We start from the raw sequence: 14,247 nt of genomic DNA, 5'->3' as shown, positions 1-14,247 counted from the left end.
CATCCCGCCGGCAGCCCGGCGAAAGGCTCAGAAGAACAAATCGCGCGCCATCATCAGCACCGCGAAACCCATGAGCGCGGTGCCGCCCCAGCCCAGCCAGCGGGTGCGCCGGCTCGAGACGAAAACGCCCATCACGCGCTCCTTGGCCACCAGCATCATCATGGCCGCCATGATCGGCACCGCCACCACGCCGTTGACCACCGCGCTCCAGTACAGCGCCTTCATCGGGTCGATGGGCGTGAAGTCGAGCGCGGTGCCGACCAGGGTCGCGATGCCGATGATTCCGTAGAAGGGCTTGGCCTCGCGCCAGTGCAGTTCCAGCCCCTCGTCCCAGCCGAAGGCCTCGGCCACCGCATAGGCCGCCGACGAGGCCAGCACCGGCACCGCCAGCAGGCCGGTGGCGATGATGCCGCCGGCGAACAGCCAGAAGGCGAAGTCGCCGGCCAGCGGCCGCAGCGCCTCGGCGGCCTGCGCGGCCGAGCTCACGTCGTGGATGCCCGCGGTGTAGAGCACCGAGGCCCCCACCACCATCACGAAGAAGGCGATGGTGTTGGAGAAGATCATGCCAATCCAGGTGTCGAGCTTGACCCGTCGCAGCCCGCGCCAGATCTCGGCCTCGGTGCCGACGTGGCTCACGCCGCCGCCCTTCTGCCGCAGTTCCTCGACCTCCTGCGAGGCCTGCCAGAAGAACAGGTAGGGCGAGATCGTGGTGCCCAGCAGCGCGACGATCATCATCCAGTAGTCGCTGCTCCACTGCAGCTGCGGCACCACCAGGTCGTGCAGCACCCTGGCCCAGGGCACCTTGACCGCGAACACCGTCGCCACATAGGCGAACAGCGTCAGCGTGAGCCACTTGAGGATGTGCGCGAGCCGGCGGTAGGGCACGAAGATCTGCAGCAGCACCGTGACCACGCCGAACGCGAGCGAATGGAAATGCTGGCCGCCGCCGACCACCAGCTGCAGCGCCTCGCCCATGGCACCGATGTCGGCCGCGATGTTGATGGTGTTGGCCAGCACCAGCAGCCCGATCAGGCCCAGCAGCAGCCAGCGCGGCATGTGGTCGCGCAGGTTGGCCGCCACGCCCTTGCCGGTGACCCGGCCGATGCGCGCCGAGACCATCTGGATCGCGATCATGAAAGGCAGCGAGAGGAACACCGTCCAGAGCAGGCCGGTGCCGAACTGCGCGCCGGCCTGGGTGTAGGTGGCGATGCCCGAGGGATCGTCGTCCGCCGCACCGGTGACGACGCCGGGGCCCACGTGGCTGAGGAAGGACGGGATCCGGTTTTTCATGGGTGCGAAGCTAGCATGGGAGGATGGGGCGAAACTGACGAAATCACGGACTCACCCGATGCGGCGAAACTAGGGCCTGTCTGTCTTCCAGGAGTCTCCTTGTCATCCAAAGCCTCCCGCATCGCACTCTCGGTCTCGGCCGCCGCCCTCGGCAGCCTCGCGGCCTACTGGACGCTCCTGGCCACGCGGCAGGGGCATATCCTGTTCAACGCCCGCAAGCTGCCCGTGGTGCACCTGTCCGAGCACTTCTCCACCTACTCGCACACGGTGCCGGGCGGCATGGTGCGCGGCTATGTCTACCACCCGCTGGGCGAAGAGGCGCTGCAGGACCTGTTCATCTACTTCGCGGGCCGCGGCGAGGACGTGCGGGCTACCGCCCAGGCGCTGCACTGGCTGCCCGAGGGCTTCGGCCTGGCCGCCTTCAACTACCGCGGCGTGGCCGATTCGCAGGGCGACCCGTCGGAGATCGCCTCGGTGGCCGACGCGATCCAGTTCGCCACCCACTTGCGCCGCGCCTTCCCGCGCGCGCGGCTGCATGTGGTGGGCCGCAGCCTGGGCACGGGTGTGGCCATCCAGCTGGCGGCGCAGCGCGACTTCGCGAGCCTGCAGCTGGTGACGCCCTACGACTCGATGCTGGAGGTGGCGAAGAAGCGCTTCCCGCTGGTGCCGCTGGCGCTCTTGCTGCGGCACCGCTTCGACTCGCTCAAGCACAGCCAGGAGGTCGCGGCCAAGACCCAGGTGCTGCTGGCCGAGCACGACGTGGTGGTGCTGCCCGAGCGCTCGCAGAAGCTCATCGACGCCTGGCCCACGCCGGTCCACGTCCAGACGGTGGCGGACTCCGATCACCACAACATCATGGGCCTCGAGGCTACCTGGCTGCACCTGGTCGATTTCGCGCTGACGACCGTGCTGCCCGAGACCAAGGCCGCCTGAGACGGCTCAGAGAATCAGCAGCGCCCGGAAGTCGTTGACGTTGGTGTGGGTCGGCCCGGTGACCAGCAGGTCGCCGATCGGGTCGAAATAACCGTAGGCGTCGTTGCGGTCCAGGTGATCGGACAGCTTGCGGCCCGCGGCCGTGGCGCGCGCCAGCGTGTCGGGCGTGACGAAGGCGCCGGCGTTGTCCTCGACGCCGTCGATGCCGTCGGTGTCGGCGGCCAGTGCCCAGACCTGTTCCTGGCCCGTCAGCGCACCGGCCAGCCCCATGCAGAACTCGCCGGCCCGGCCGCCCCGGCCCTTGGCCTGGCCCGGCTGGCGCGGCCGGATCGTGACCGTGGTCTCGCCGCCCGACAGGATCACGCAGGGCCGCGCGAAGGGCTCGCCGCGCAGCGCCACGGCACGCGCCAGCGCCGCATGCACCTTGCCGACCTCGCGCGACTCGCCCTCGATCTCGTCGCTGAGGATGTGCGCCGCGATGCCCGCATCGCGCGCGGCCTGGGCCGCCGCTTCGAGCGACTGCTGGGGCGTGGCGATCAGGAAGGTCTCATGGCCCTGGAAGACGGCGTCGGCCGGCTTGGGCGTCTCGAGTTCGCCGCTCTCCAGCCGGGCCCGCACCGGCGCCGGCACCTCGATGCCGTAGCGGTCGAGAACGGCCAGCGCGTCGGCGCAGGTGGTGGCGTCGGGCACGGTCGGGCCGCTGGCGATCACGGCCACGTCGTCGCCGGGCACGTCGCTGATGGTCAGCGTCAGCACGCGGGCCGGCGCGCAGGCCGCGGCCAGCCGGCCGCCCTTGATGCGCGACAGGTGCTTGCGCACGCAGTTCATCTCGCCGATGCCGGCGCCGCTCTCCAGCAGCTGCTTGTTGATGCGCTGCTTGTCTTCCAGCGTCAGGCCCTCGGCCGGCAGCACCAGCAGCGAGGAGCCGCCGCCCGAGATCAGGCACAGCACCAGGTCGTCGGCCGTCAGGCCCTCGGTCAGCGCGAGGATGCGTTCGGCGGCCTGCATGCCGGCCGCATCGGGCACCGGGTGGGCCGCCTCGACGATCTCGATGCGTTGCGGCACGCCTTCGGGGCGCGGCGGGATGTGCTCGTAGCGCGTGACCACCAGCCCCGACAGCGGCGCCTCGGCCGGCCACAGCGCCTCCAGCGCCTGCACCATCGAGCCGGCCGCCTTGCCTGCGCCCAGCACCAGCGTGCGGCCCTTGGGCGGCGGCGGCAGGTGCGCGCCCAGCGTGTGCAACGGCAGCGCGCGGGCGACCGCCGCGCGGTAGAGGTGTTCGAGGAAGGCGCGCGGCGCCGTGCGGGGATCGGGGATGGTCACGGGGGTCGAGGCGGTCATGTTGTCTTGCGTGTCTCCAATCCCGGAATTCTGCCGCACACCCTGAGCTGCCGCTTTGGCGCCCTTCCAGGAACACCGCGGAACCGGCTTTGCCGGGCCGCCGGTGTTGCCCCCCGGAGGGGGGTTGGCGCTGCCACACGAAGTGGGCAAGCTTGGGGGGTCAGTCTATTTTTGCGCCGGCCTGGAACCAGCGGCCGATCAGCGCGCGCTCCGCGTCGGTGATCTGGGTCGCGTTGTTCATCGGCATGATCTTCGTGACCACCACCTGCTGGTAGACCGCCTGCGCATGGGCCGCGACCTGGTCGGGCGTGTCGAGCCGCACGTTCTTCATCTGCACGGCCGCGCCATGGCACATGTAGCAGCGCTGCTCCAGCACCTTCTGCACGTCGCCGAAGGCGACCTTGGGCACCACGGCGCCGGCCACGGGCGCGGCCACCGGTTCGGGCTTCATCCAGACGATGGTCAGGCCCAGCACCGCGATGCCGAACAGCGCGTAGGGCAGCGGATGGCGCGCATTGCCCAGCTTGAAGCGGTGGCGCACCACGAAGAACTGGCGAATGGCCGCGCCGCCCAGCATGATCAGCAGCAGCACCACCCAGTTGTACTTGTGGGTGTAGGTGAAGCTGTAGTGGTTGCTCAGCATCGCGAACAGCACCGGCAGCGTGAAGTAGGTGTTGTGCACGCTGCGCTGCTTGCCGCGCTGCCCGTGCACCGGGTCGACCGACCTGCCCTCGCGCAGCGCCTGCACGTTCTTGCGCTGGCCGGGAATGATCCAGAAGAACACGTTGCCGCTCATGGTCGTGGCCATCATGGCGCCGACCAGCAGGAAGGCCGCGCGGCCGGCGAACCACTGGCAGGCCAGCCAGGTCGCGAAGGCGATGAAGACCGCGATCAGCACGCCGACGATGGTGTCGCCGTTCTTGCGCCGTCCGAAGATCTGACAGATGCCGTCGTAGACGATCCAGAACACCACGAAGAAGGCCAGCGCCACCGAGATCGCGGCGCCCGGCTCCCAGTCCATCTTGCTCTTGTCGATCAGGTAGGTGCTGGCGTTCCACAGATAGGACATCGTGAACAGCGCGAAGCCGGTGAGCCAGGTCGAATAGCTCTCCCAGTAGGACCAGTGCAGATGGTCGGGCAGCTTCTTGGGCGCCAGCGCGTACTTCTGCATGTTGTAGAAGCCGCCGCCGTGCACCGCCCACTGCTCGCCGCCCACGCCCTTGTCGAGCGACTCCTGGTCCTGCGGTTTCTCGAGGCTGTTGTCCAGCATCACGAAATAGAAGGAGGCACCGATCCAGGCGATGGCGGTGATGACGTGGACCCAGCGCAGCAGCAGGTTGGCCCAGTCGAGGTAGTAGCTTTCCATGCTCAACCTTGTCGGCGCGTGGGAGCGCCTTGTGAGGGTTTGGATCTGCTCACCACTGCGGGCGCTGTAAGCAGATGAATGGCCGCGAACGCAGGTCTGGCGACCTCGCTCCGCTGCGGCTTGTTGTGGACCAAAGTGTATACACATTTCCTCCGTGTCTGGTGGTTTTTATGGGCAGGGATTTACCGTATCGACCAGCACAATCCGGGCCACCTTCACGCATTGGAACGCCATGGCAGCCACGGGCCAGGATCGGCAGATCGACAACATCGAATTCAACGTCGCGGACATCGCGCGCAGCAAGGCCTTCTACGGCGCCGTGTTCGACTGGGCCTTCACCGACTACGGCCCCACCTACACGGAGTTCAGCGACGGCCGGCTGACCGGCGGCTTCACCACGGGCGAGCCGGTGCGGCCGGGCGGCCCGCTGGTGATCCTGTATGCCGACGACCTGGCCGAAACGCAGCGGCGCATCGAGGCCGCGGGCGCGGCGATCTCGCGGCCGGTGTTCGCCTTCCCGGGCGGGCGCCGATTCCACTTCACGGACCCCGACGGCTACGAGCTCGCGGTCTGGTCGGCGCCCTGAGCCGGCCCGGCGGCGCTCACTGCATCAACAGCTGCGCCGCCACCGCCACCGCGATCACCTCGGGCTCCTTGCCCTCGATGCCCGGCACGCCGATCGGGCAGGTGATGCGCGCCAGCTCCTCGGGCGTGAAGCCGCGCGCCTCGAGCCGGTGGCGGAAGGTCGCCCACTTGGTCTTGCTGCCGATCAGGCCCACGAAAGGCAGGTCGTCGCGCGCGCGCAGGCGCTGCAGGCAGGCGATCACCACGTCGAAGTCCTCGGCATGGCTGAAGCTCATGATCAGCACGCGGGAGCCCGGTGCCAGCCCGGCCACCGCGCCCTGCACCGGTTCGGAATGCTCGGTCTCGATCTGCACCGGCAGCGCGGGCGCGAACACGCCCTCGCGGCTGTCGATCCAGCGCACCGAGAAAGGCAGCGTGGCCAGCAGGCGGGCCAAGGCGGCCCCCACGTGCCCGCCGCCGAACAGCGCGACCGGCTTGAAGTGCGCGCTGAGCTCGCGGGTCAGCGCCGGCACGTCGCGCGCGATGACCCGCTGGAAGGCCAGGAACACCACGCCGCCGCAGCACTGACCCAGGCTGGGGCCCAGCGGGTAGCGGCGCACGGCCTCGATCGGCTCGCCGCCGGCCAGCCAGGCGCGCGCCTCCTGCACCGCCTGGAATTCGAGCTGGCCGCCGCCGATGGTGCCGGTCAGGTCGTCCTGCCAGACCGCCATCCAGGTGCCGGCCTCGCGCGGCACCGAGCCCTGCGTGGACGCGACGCGCACCAGCACCGCGGCCTCGCGGCCGAGGCGCTGCAGCAGTTCGTCGAGGGCCGGGATCATCGTGGGATTGTCCTCCGGGATCACATGCCGATGCATGGGCCTGCCGTATGCACGGTATAACGTCGGCGATGATTTTCCGCCTCACCCCGCGCCATGTCGCGCTCGCCGCCGCCCTGTCCGCCACGCTCTGGCTCGCCGGTTGCGGCACCGCCCCCACCGCCACCACGCCCGGCCAGGTGCCCGGCCAGCTCAGCGGCGCCACCTCCGCGCCGCCGGGCCCGGTCCAGCAGCCGGCGCCCCGCGCGTCGGTCGCGGCCAACCCGCGCGAGTACCGGCGCGACGCCGCCCGCCACGTCTACGACGCCAACAAGGACCGCATCTACGGCGGCAAGCTGCCAGCCGTGCTCTATGCCGTGGGCACGCTGCAGGTGAACCTGGACGCGGGCGGCAAGGTGCTGTCGATGCACTGGATGCGTGCGCCCCAGCATGCGCCGGAAGTGATCGCGGAGATCGAACGCACCGTGCTCGCCGCCGCCCCCTACCCGGTGGCGCAGCGCCTGGGCCCGGTGACCTGGACCGACACCTGGCTGTGGGACAAGGGCGGCCGCTTCCAGTTGGACACCCTCACCGAGGGTCAGCTGTAACCACGCACGGGGACGGCGCCCCGCTGCAGATCCGTTCCCACAACTGCCCGACGACCGCCCGCGCCTGCGTCCGGGCGCGGTAGGCCACGATGCTCACCTCCACATCCCAGGCGCCCTCGCCCACCGGCACCAGGTCGGCCAGCCGCCCGGCGACGAAGGAGCTGTCGGGCAGCCAGGCGACGCCCAGACCCTGCGACGCCAGGTCGCCCAGCACATCGGTCATCTCGGCCTCGAAGGCCCGGTAGCCGAACAGCGGCTGCGACGATTGCTCGATGGCCGAATCGACCACGCGCGCGAAGTAGCCGCTGGCCGAGTACATGAGCAGCGGCACCGGCCGCTCCGGCGTGCCCGGCAGCGCGAGCCCGCCCGAGGCGGCCAGCGCGCGCGACGCATAGGGCCGCAGCCGCTCCACCCCCAGTTCGTGCCGCTCGAAGCGCGCCATGTCGAGCTGGATCGGATGCGCAGCCTGGTGGAAGCCGATCAGGATGTCGGCCGAGCCCGCGTTGAAGGCCGACACCGTGTCGTGCACGTTGCCCACCTCCAGGCTGCAGGTGATCGCGCCTTCGCCCGACCACTGCCGCCACCATCCCGGCAGCCGCGTGCTGGCCAGCGCATAGGTCGAGGCGATGCGCACATGGTTGCGCGAGGGCGCGTCGCCGATCGCGGCCTTGGCGTCGGCGATCTGGTCGAGCAGCCCGGTCGCGACCTTGCGGAAACGCTCGCCCGCCGGCGTGAGCCGGGTCGGGAACGCGGCACGGTCGATGAGCTTGGCGCCCAGCCATTGCTCCAGCGCCTGGATGCGGCGGCTGAACGCGGCCTGCGACACGTTGCGCATCTCGGCCGCGCGGGTGAAGTTCTGCACTTCGGCCAGTGTCACGAAGTCCTGAAACCAACGGGTGTCCATTGCCTGATTTGCTCCTTTGCCACGACCTTTTGCAAGTCGCATGCCGATTCGATTTGCGCATCGGCCATGCGTGACGCGCATTGCGGCCGGATGCAAACTCAACATTGGACCGCAGGCCGCTCGCTCGCGACCATCACGAATCCCCTCTTCACAACCCAAAGGATTCATCATGAGCGAGCAACTTCGCGCGGCGGCCAAGGAATACATGGTCCGCTACGGTGGCGACACCTTCCCCAACCTGTTCCGCAGCGCCCGCGGCGCCATCGTGATCGACGACACCGGCCGCGAGATCCTCGACTTCACCTCGGGCCAGATGTGCGCCACCATCGGCCACAACCACCCGGCCATCGTGCGCGCGGTGCACGAGGCCGGCGAGAAGGCCTTCCACATGTTCAGCGGCATGATCCCCGAGGTGGTGGCCGAACTCGCGCAGAAGATGGCGACCGACTGGATGCCCGCGCCGCTGACCAAGTCGATCTTCGTCAACACCGGCTCCGAGAGCAACGAGGTGGCGCTGCGCATGGCGAAGATGTACACCGGCGGCTTCGAGATCCTGGCCGTGGGCGGCTCCTGGCACGGCGTGACGGGCGGCACCAGCGCCGTGTCCTTCGCCAGCGACCGCAAGGGCTACGGCGTGCACGTGCCCGGCGTGTTCGTGATGCCCGAGCCCAACGCCTACCGGCCCTACATCCAGGGCATGTCGGCCGAGGAGTCGGCGCTGACCTGCCTCGAGCTCGGCCTCAAGATGTACGACATGGCCTCGACCGGCCGCCGCGCGGCCATCATCATCGAGCCCATCATCAGCGCTGGCGGCGTGCTGGTGCCGCCCAAGTCGTACATGCAGGCCCTGCGCAAGGCGGCGGACGATCGCGGCATGCTGCTGATCTTCGACGAGGCCCAGACCGCCTTCGGCCGCATCGGCCACCGCACCGCCTCCGACTTCTACGGCGTGGTGCCGGACATCATGTCGGTCAGCAAGACCATGGGCGGCGGCCTGCCGCTGGCCGCGACGGTGACCAGCCCCAAGATCGAGCAGGACGTGTTCGAGAAGGGCTTCACCTTCTACACCAGCCACGTCTCCGATCCGCTGCCCGCCACCGTGGGCCTGGCCGTGCTCGAGACCATCCGCAGCGAGGGCCTGATCGAGCGCGCCCGCAGCACCGGCGCCTACCTGCGCGGCCAGTTGCTCGACATGCAGAAGCGCTACGAGGCCATCGGCGACGTGCGCGGCGAAGGCCTGCTGCTGGGCGTGGAACTGGTGCAGGACCGCGACTCGCGCCTGCCCTACCACGAGCTGGGCGCGCGCACCACGAAGAAGTGCTTCGAGCTGGGCCTGAGCATGAACATCCGGCGCCGGCCCGAGCGCGGCTCGGTCTGGCGCATCGCGCCGCCGCTCAATGTGCACCTCGAGGAGGTCGACCGCGCCGTCGCCATCCTCGACCGCGCGCTGCGCGAGAGCCTGGACGAGATCGCGCGGCCCGCGCCCGTGGCGCGCGCGGACGCGAAGGTGGCTGGCAAGGCCGTCGCGGCGGCGAACCACTGAAGGGCGGCGTCACCATGACCCGACCTCTTCTCCTCGGCGTCGCGCTGGCCCTCGCCTGCCTGGGCGCCGGCGCGCAGGACAGTGGCACGCTCGCCAAGGCCCGGGCCGCGGGCAGCGTCACGATGGGCGTGCGCGACGCCTCGCCGCCGCTCTCGTACTCGCTGGGCACCGGCTATGCGGGCTACCACGTCGAACTGTGCGAGCAGATGCTGTCGAAGCTGCTGCCCGGCGTCGCGATCCGGCAGATGGCCGTGACCTCGCAGAACCGGCTGCCGCTGCTGCAGAACGGCACCATCGACATCGAGTGTGGCTCGACCACCAACAACGCGGCCCGCCAGCAGCAGGCCGCGTTCGCCCACACGACCTACATCACCGAAGCGCGCTTCGCGGTGCGGGCCGCGAGCGGCATCGGCTCGGTCGAGCAGCTCAAGGGCAAGACCGTGGTGACGACCACCGGCACCACGCTGGTCCAGCGGCTGCGCCGGCTCGAGCAGGAGCGGCACATCACGGTGGTGCTGGCCAAGGACCACGCGGAAAGCTTCCTGCTGCTGGAGAGCGGGCGTGCCGACGCCTTCGCGATGGACGACAACACGCTGGCCGGCAACATCGCCAACGCGCGCAACCCCGGGGACTTCAGGATCGTGGGCAAGCCGCTGGGCATCGAGCCGATCGCGATCATGCTGCGCAAGGACGACCCGGCCTTCAAGAGCGCGGTCGACGGCTACCTGGCCACGGCCATGGCCTCGGGCGCGCTGGAGAAGCTCTACGCCAAGTGGTTCATGGCGCCGATCCCGCCCAAGAACGCGGTCATCAACATCCCGCTGAGCGATTCGCTCAAGGCCGCGTTCCTCGCGCCCAACGACCGGCCGGCCGAGGCCTACGAGGAGAAGTAGCGCCGCTCAGGACCCGCGGTAGGTGGAGTAGCTCCACGGGCTGACCAGCAAGGGCACGTGGTAGTGCTGGTCGGTGTGGGCCACGCCGAAGTCCAGCGAGACCTTGTCCAGGAAATTGGGCTCGGGCAGCTGCACGCCGCGGGCCTTGAAATAGGCCGCCACGTCGAAGGTCAGGCGGTAGGTGCCCACGCGCAGGCTGGCGTTGTCGTAGAGCGGCCCGTCGCTGCGGCCGTCGGCGTTCAGGGTGAAACGCTTGACCAGCGTGGCCTGTTCGCCCTGCGTGGTGTACAGCGCCACCGCCATGCCGGCGGCGGGCCCGCCGTGCATCGTGTCCAGTACGTGGGTGCTCAGGCCCATGGCTCGCTCCTTCGGTCCGGCGGTGCCGGTAGTTTGGTGGACAAAAGTGTATACAGTTGTGGGATTCAGGTCTATCATGAATGCATGGAGTCCTCCACCACCGGCGCGATCGTCGACGCCCTGACCAAGGCGATTGTCGAGCACCGCCTGCAACCCGGCAGCAAGCTCGCCGAACAGAAACTGGCCGATCATTTCGGCGTCTCGCGCACGCTGGTGCGCCAGGCGCTGTTCCAGCTGTCGCAGAACCGGCTGATCCGGCTCGAGCCCGCGCGCGGCGCCTTCGTGGCCGCGCCCACGGTCGACGAGGCGCGGCAGGTCTTCGCGGTGCGCCGCATGCTCGAGGCCGAGATGACGCGCGCCTTCGTGCGACAGAGCACGCCGGCCCGGATCAAGGCGCTGCGCGAACACGTGGCGCACGAGAAGGATGCGGTGTCCGGCGGCAGCGCCCGGCAGCGCAACGAACTGCTGGGCGACTTCCACGTGCGCATGGCCGAGCTCATGGGCAACGAGGTGCTGGCGCAGATGCTGGGCGAGCTGGTCTCGCGCTGCGCGCTCATCACGCTGATGTACCAGAGCACGAGCGCCGCCGAGCACTCGCACGACGAGCACGCCGACATCGTGAAGGCGCTGGCCGCCCGCGACGAGGAGCGCGCGGTGCGCCTCATGACCGAACACCTGGAACACGTCGAGGCCGAACTGACCTTCGACCGCAAAGTCCCCACCAACGACATCTCGCAAGCCTTGTCATGACCGTTTACGACTCCACCCTGCCCTACCCGCGCGACCTGGTCGGTTACGGCCGCAAGCCGCCGCATGCGCGCTGGCCCGGCGGCGCCCGCATCGCGGTGCAGTTCGTCCTCAACTACGAGGAAGGCGGCGAGAACGCCACGCTGCACGGCGACGCGGGCTCCGAGCAGTTCCTGTCCGAGATGTTCAATCCGGCCAGCTACCCGGACCGCCACATCAGCATGGAAGGCATCTACGAGTACGGCTCGCGCGCCGGCGTCTGGCGCATCCTGCGCGAGTTCGAGAAGCGCGGCCTGCCGCTGACCGTGTTCGGCGTGGGCATGGCGCTGCAGCGTTATCCCGAACTCACGGCCGCCTTCCAGGAACTGGGCCACGAGATCGCCTGCCACGGCTGGCGCTGGATCCACTACCAGAACCTCGACGAAGCCACCGAGCGCGAACACATGCGCCTGGGCATGGAGGCCATCGAGCAGCTCACCGGCGAACGCGCGCTGGGCTGGTACACCGGCCGCGACAGCCCGCGCACCCGCCGGCTGGTGGCCGACTACGGCGGCTTCGAATACGACAGCGACTACTACGGCGACGACCTGCCCTTCTGGATGAAGGTGCAGAAGACCGACGGCACGGTGGTGCCGCAGCTCATCGTGCCCTACACGCTGGACGTCAACGACATGCGCTTCGCGCTGCCGCAGGGCTACTCGCACGCCGATCCCTTCTTCCAGTACATGAAGGACAGCTTCGACGCGCTCTATGCCGAAGGCGACCCGGACGGCGACGACAGCCCCAAGATGATGAGCATCGGCATGCACTGCCGCCTGCTCGGACGGCCGGGCCGCATCACCGCGCTGCAGCGCTTCCTGGACCACATCGCGCAGCACGACAAGGTCTGGGTCTGCCGCCGCGTGGACATCGCGCGCCACTGGAAGCAGGTCCACCCGGTATGACGCCGGCCACGGTACGTCGCAACGGTCTTCACCCCTTCCCCCTTTGGGGGAAGGCCGGGATGGGGGCAAGCACCCCAACTGCCCGTGCACCGAGCGCCGCGTGCCCCCACCCCTGCCCTCCCCCAGCGGGAGAGGGAGCCAGACAAGGAACGATATGAGCCAGACGAATCTGACCGTTGCCCAACTCAACGCCGCCGCGCCGGCCGAGGCCGTCGCGCTGCTCGACGGCGTCTACGAGCATTCGCCCTGGATCGCCGAGCGCGCGCTGGCCGCGCGGCCCTTCCGCTCGCTCGCGCACCTCAAGCATGCGCTGGCGCAGGTGGTGAACAACGCCGCGGCCGACGAGCAGATCGGCCTGATCGCGGCCCACCCCGAGCTCGCCGGCAAGGCCATGGTCAGCCAGACGTTGACGGCCGAATCGACCAACGAGCAGCGCAAGGCCGGCCTGACCGACTGCACGCCCGAGGAGTTCGCGCAGATCCAGCAGCTCAACGCCGACTACAACGCGAAGTTCGGCTTTCCCTTCATCCTCGCGGTGCGCGGCCCGCGCGGCACCGGCCTGCCCCGGCGCGAGATCATCGAGACCTTTGCGCGCCGGTTGCACCACCACCCGGCCTTCGAGCGCGGCGAGGCGCTGCGCAACATCCACCGCATCGCCGAGATCCGGCTCGACGACAAGTTCGCCGTCGACCTCGCGCTGGGCAACGACGTCTGGGACTGGCAGGAACAGCTGTCGGTCCACACCGATCCCGGCTATGCCGAGAAGGGCCAGCTCACCGTCACCTACCTGACCGACGCGCACCGCGCCTGCGCCGCGCAGATCTCGGCGCTGATGCTGGCCACCGGTTTCGACTCGGTGCACATCGACGCGGTCGGCAATGTGGTGGGGCGCTATGAAGGCGCCACGCCCGACGCGAAGACGCTGCTCACCGGCTCGCACTACGACACCGTGCGCAACGGCGGCAAGTACGACGGGCGGCTGGGCATCTTCGTGCCCATCGCCTGCGTGCGCGAGCTCAAGAAGCAGAACAGGCGCCTGCCCTTCGCCTTCGAGGTGGTGGGCTTCGCGGAAGAGGAAGGCCAGCGCTACAAGGCCACCTTCCTGGGCTCGGGCGCGTTGATCGGCCACTTCGACACCCGCTGGCTCGACCAGAAGGACGCCGACGGCATCACCATGCGCGAGGCCATGCAGCACGCGGGCCTCCAGGAAGAGGACATCCCGAAGATCCAGCGCGATCCGGCGCGCTACCTGGGCTTCGTCGAGGTGCACATCGAGCAGGGCCCGGTGCTGACCGAGCTCGACCTGCCGCTGGGCATCGTGACCTCGATCAACGGCAGCGTGCGCTATGTGGGCGAAGTCATCGGCATGGCCAGCCATGCCGGCACCACGCCCATGGACCGCCGCCGCGACGCCGCCGCCGCGGTGGCCGAGCTGATCCTCTACACCGAGCGGCGCGCCGCGCAGGATGGCGACTCGGTCGGCACCGTGGGCATGCTCGAAGTGCCCAGCGGTTCGATCAACGTGGTGCCGGGCCGCTGCAAGTTCAGCCTGGACCTGCGCGCGCCCAACAACACGCAGCGCGACGCGCTGGCCACCGACGTGGTGGCCGAACTCCAGGCCATCTGCGAGCGCCGCGGCGTGCGCTTCGAGCTGGAAGAAACCATGCGCGCCGCCGCCGCGCCCAGCGCGCCCGCCTGGCAGCAGCGCTGGGAGAAGGCGGTCGATGCCCTGGGCATCCCGCTGTTCCGCATGCCCAGCGGCGCCGGCCACGACGCGATGAAGCTGCACGAGGTGATGCCCCAGGCCATGCTCTTCGTGCGCGGCATCAATTCGGGCATCAGCCACAACCCGCTCGAATCGAGCACCAACGACGACATCCAGCTGGCTGTCCAGGCCTTCCAGCTCTTGCTCGAAGGCCTGACCACCGACCCTGCCCCTTGA

The 14,247-nt window shown here is 69.4% G+C and carries 14 protein-coding genes; 8 read left to right on the top strand and 6 right to left on the bottom strand.

Annotated elements, in window-relative coordinates; genetic code table 11:
• Positions 1-27: 27 nt before the first annotated feature.
• A complete protein-coding gene (locus QTI20_RS15160; RefSeq protein WP_286552073.1) occupies positions 28-1,290 on the bottom strand; it encodes an Nramp family divalent metal transporter in 1,263 nt (420 codons plus the stop codon).
• Positions 1,291-1,389: 99 nt separating this feature from the next.
• Here QTI20_RS15160 and QTI20_RS15155 point away from each other — a divergent pair, with 99 nt between their 5' ends.
• Positions 1,390-2,223, top strand: a complete 834-nt coding sequence (locus tag QTI20_RS15155; RefSeq protein ID WP_286552072.1) for an alpha/beta hydrolase — start codon at positions 1,390-1,392, stop codon at positions 2,221-2,223.
• A gap of 6 nt (positions 2,224-2,229) precedes the next feature.
• On the opposite strand, the gene QTI20_RS15150 is transcribed toward QTI20_RS15155, so the two are convergent.
• Together QTI20_RS15150 and QTI20_RS15145 are read right to left on the bottom strand one after the other, a co-directional pair.
• Positions 2,230-3,564 (bottom strand): glycerate kinase type-2 family protein, encoded by a 1,335-nt coding sequence (locus QTI20_RS15150; RefSeq protein ID WP_286552070.1) that lies wholly within the window; start codon positions 3,562-3,564, stop codon positions 2,230-2,232.
• Between the two features lie 160 nt (positions 3,565-3,724).
• Complete coding sequence (locus QTI20_RS15145) at positions 3,725-4,930, bottom strand: urate hydroxylase PuuD (RefSeq protein WP_286552066.1); 1,206 nt, start codon at positions 4,928-4,930, stop codon at positions 3,725-3,727.
• Between the two features lie 232 nt (positions 4,931-5,162).
• On the opposite strand from QTI20_RS15145, the gene QTI20_RS15140 reads away from it, so the two are divergent.
• Positions 5,163-5,516: a VOC family protein gene (locus tag QTI20_RS15140; protein ID WP_286552065.1), complete on the top strand. Its 354-nt coding sequence runs from the start codon at positions 5,163-5,165 to the stop codon at positions 5,514-5,516.
• Between the two features lie 16 nt (positions 5,517-5,532).
• Here the strand turns inward: QTI20_RS15140 and xdhC are convergent, their stop codons facing one another.
• Positions 5,533-6,333, bottom strand: a complete 801-nt coding sequence (xdhC, locus tag QTI20_RS15135; RefSeq protein ID WP_286552063.1) for a xanthine dehydrogenase accessory protein XdhC — start codon at positions 6,331-6,333, stop codon at positions 5,533-5,535.
• Positions 6,334-6,401: 68 nt separating this feature from the next.
• Here xdhC and QTI20_RS15130 point away from each other — a divergent pair, with 68 nt between their 5' ends.
• Positions 6,402-6,917: a hypothetical protein gene (locus QTI20_RS15130; protein WP_286552061.1), complete on the top strand. Its 516-nt coding sequence runs from the start codon at positions 6,402-6,404 to the stop codon at positions 6,915-6,917.
• Here QTI20_RS15130 and QTI20_RS15125 read toward each other — a convergent pair.
• Positions 6,898-7,821 (bottom strand): LysR family transcriptional regulator, encoded by a 924-nt coding sequence (locus QTI20_RS15125; protein ID WP_286552058.1) that lies wholly within the window; start codon positions 7,819-7,821, stop codon positions 6,898-6,900. The genes QTI20_RS15130 and QTI20_RS15125 overlap by 20 nt on opposite strands.
• 169 nt (positions 7,822-7,990) lie before the next feature.
• On the opposite strand from QTI20_RS15125, the gene QTI20_RS15120 reads away from it, so the two are divergent.
• Together QTI20_RS15120 and QTI20_RS15115 are read left to right on the top strand one after the other, a co-directional pair.
• Positions 7,991-9,364, top strand: a complete 1,374-nt coding sequence (locus QTI20_RS15120) for an aspartate aminotransferase family protein (RefSeq protein WP_286552056.1) — start codon at positions 7,991-7,993, stop codon at positions 9,362-9,364.
• Positions 9,365-9,378: 14 nt separating this feature from the next.
• Positions 9,379-10,257 carry a transporter substrate-binding domain-containing protein gene (locus QTI20_RS15115; protein ID WP_286552053.1) on the top strand — a complete coding sequence of 293 codons (879 nt, stop codon included), beginning with the start codon at positions 9,379-9,381 and terminating at the stop codon, positions 10,255-10,257.
• Positions 10,258-10,263: 6 nt separating this feature from the next.
• On the opposite strand, the gene uraH is transcribed toward QTI20_RS15115, so the two are convergent.
• Positions 10,264-10,614: a hydroxyisourate hydrolase gene (gene uraH, locus QTI20_RS15110; RefSeq protein ID WP_183024078.1), complete on the bottom strand. Its 351-nt coding sequence runs from the start codon at positions 10,612-10,614 to the stop codon at positions 10,264-10,266.
• Between the two features lie 84 nt (positions 10,615-10,698).
• Between uraH and QTI20_RS15105 the strand changes: the two genes are divergently transcribed.
• The 3 genes from QTI20_RS15105 (at position 10,699) to uraD (ending at position 14,247) form a co-directional block, all read left to right on the top strand.
• Entirely contained in the window at positions 10,699-11,364 is a 666-nt protein-coding gene (locus QTI20_RS15105; RefSeq protein ID WP_183024079.1) for a GntR family transcriptional regulator, read from the top strand.
• Entirely contained in the window at positions 11,361-12,305 is a 945-nt protein-coding gene (gene puuE / locus QTI20_RS15100; protein ID WP_286552050.1) for an allantoinase PuuE, read from the top strand. The genes QTI20_RS15105 and puuE overlap by 4 nt, the downstream gene beginning before the upstream one ends.
• A 154-nt stretch (positions 12,306-12,459) precedes the next feature.
• A complete protein-coding gene (uraD, locus tag QTI20_RS15095) occupies positions 12,460-14,247 on the top strand; it encodes a 2-oxo-4-hydroxy-4-carboxy-5-ureidoimidazoline decarboxylase (protein WP_286552049.1) in 1,788 nt (595 codons plus the stop codon).

It is taken from the genome of Variovorax sp. J2P1-31, from assembly GCF_030317215.1.
Classification (GTDB): Bacteria; Pseudomonadota; Gammaproteobacteria; order Burkholderiales; family Burkholderiaceae_C; genus Variovorax.
Note: the sequence above shows the minus strand (reverse complement) of the source record. Positions and strands in the feature narration are given on the sequence as shown.

Excerpts from the sequence above, each read along its gene's own strand:
- QTI20_RS15160 (WP_286552073.1), bottom strand. The coding sequence starts at position 1,290 with ATGAAAAACCGGATCCCGTCCTTCCTCAGCCACGTGGGCCCCGGCGTC.
- QTI20_RS15150 (WP_286552070.1), bottom strand. The coding sequence starts at position 3,564 with ATGACCGCCTCGACCCCCGTGACCATCCCCGATCCCCGCACGGCGCCG.
- QTI20_RS15145 (WP_286552066.1), bottom strand. The coding sequence starts at position 4,930 with ATGGAAAGCTACTACCTCGACTGGGCCAACCTGCTGCTGCGCTGGGTC.
- QTI20_RS15140 (WP_286552065.1), top strand. The coding sequence starts at position 5,163 with ATGGCAGCCACGGGCCAGGATCGGCAGATCGACAACATCGAATTCAAC.
- xdhC (WP_286552063.1), bottom strand. The coding sequence starts at position 6,333 with ATGATCCCGGCCCTCGACGAACTGCTGCAGCGCCTCGGCCGCGAGGCC.
- QTI20_RS15130 (WP_286552061.1), top strand. The coding sequence starts at position 6,402 with ATGATTTTCCGCCTCACCCCGCGCCATGTCGCGCTCGCCGCCGCCCTG.
- QTI20_RS15125 (WP_286552058.1), bottom strand. The coding sequence starts at position 7,821 with ATGGACACCCGTTGGTTTCAGGACTTCGTGACACTGGCCGAAGTGCAG.
- QTI20_RS15120 (WP_286552056.1), top strand. The coding sequence starts at position 7,991 with ATGAGCGAGCAACTTCGCGCGGCGGCCAAGGAATACATGGTCCGCTAC.
- QTI20_RS15115 (WP_286552053.1), top strand. The coding sequence starts at position 9,379 with ATGACCCGACCTCTTCTCCTCGGCGTCGCGCTGGCCCTCGCCTGCCTG.
- uraH (WP_183024078.1), bottom strand. The coding sequence starts at position 10,614 with ATGGGCCTGAGCACCCACGTACTGGACACGATGCACGGCGGGCCCGCC.
- QTI20_RS15105 (WP_183024079.1), top strand. The coding sequence starts at position 10,699 with ATGGAGTCCTCCACCACCGGCGCGATCGTCGACGCCCTGACCAAGGCG.
- puuE (WP_286552050.1), top strand. The coding sequence starts at position 11,361 with ATGACCGTTTACGACTCCACCCTGCCCTACCCGCGCGACCTGGTCGGT.
- uraD (WP_286552049.1), top strand. The coding sequence starts at position 12,460 with ATGAGCCAGACGAATCTGACCGTTGCCCAACTCAACGCCGCCGCGCCG.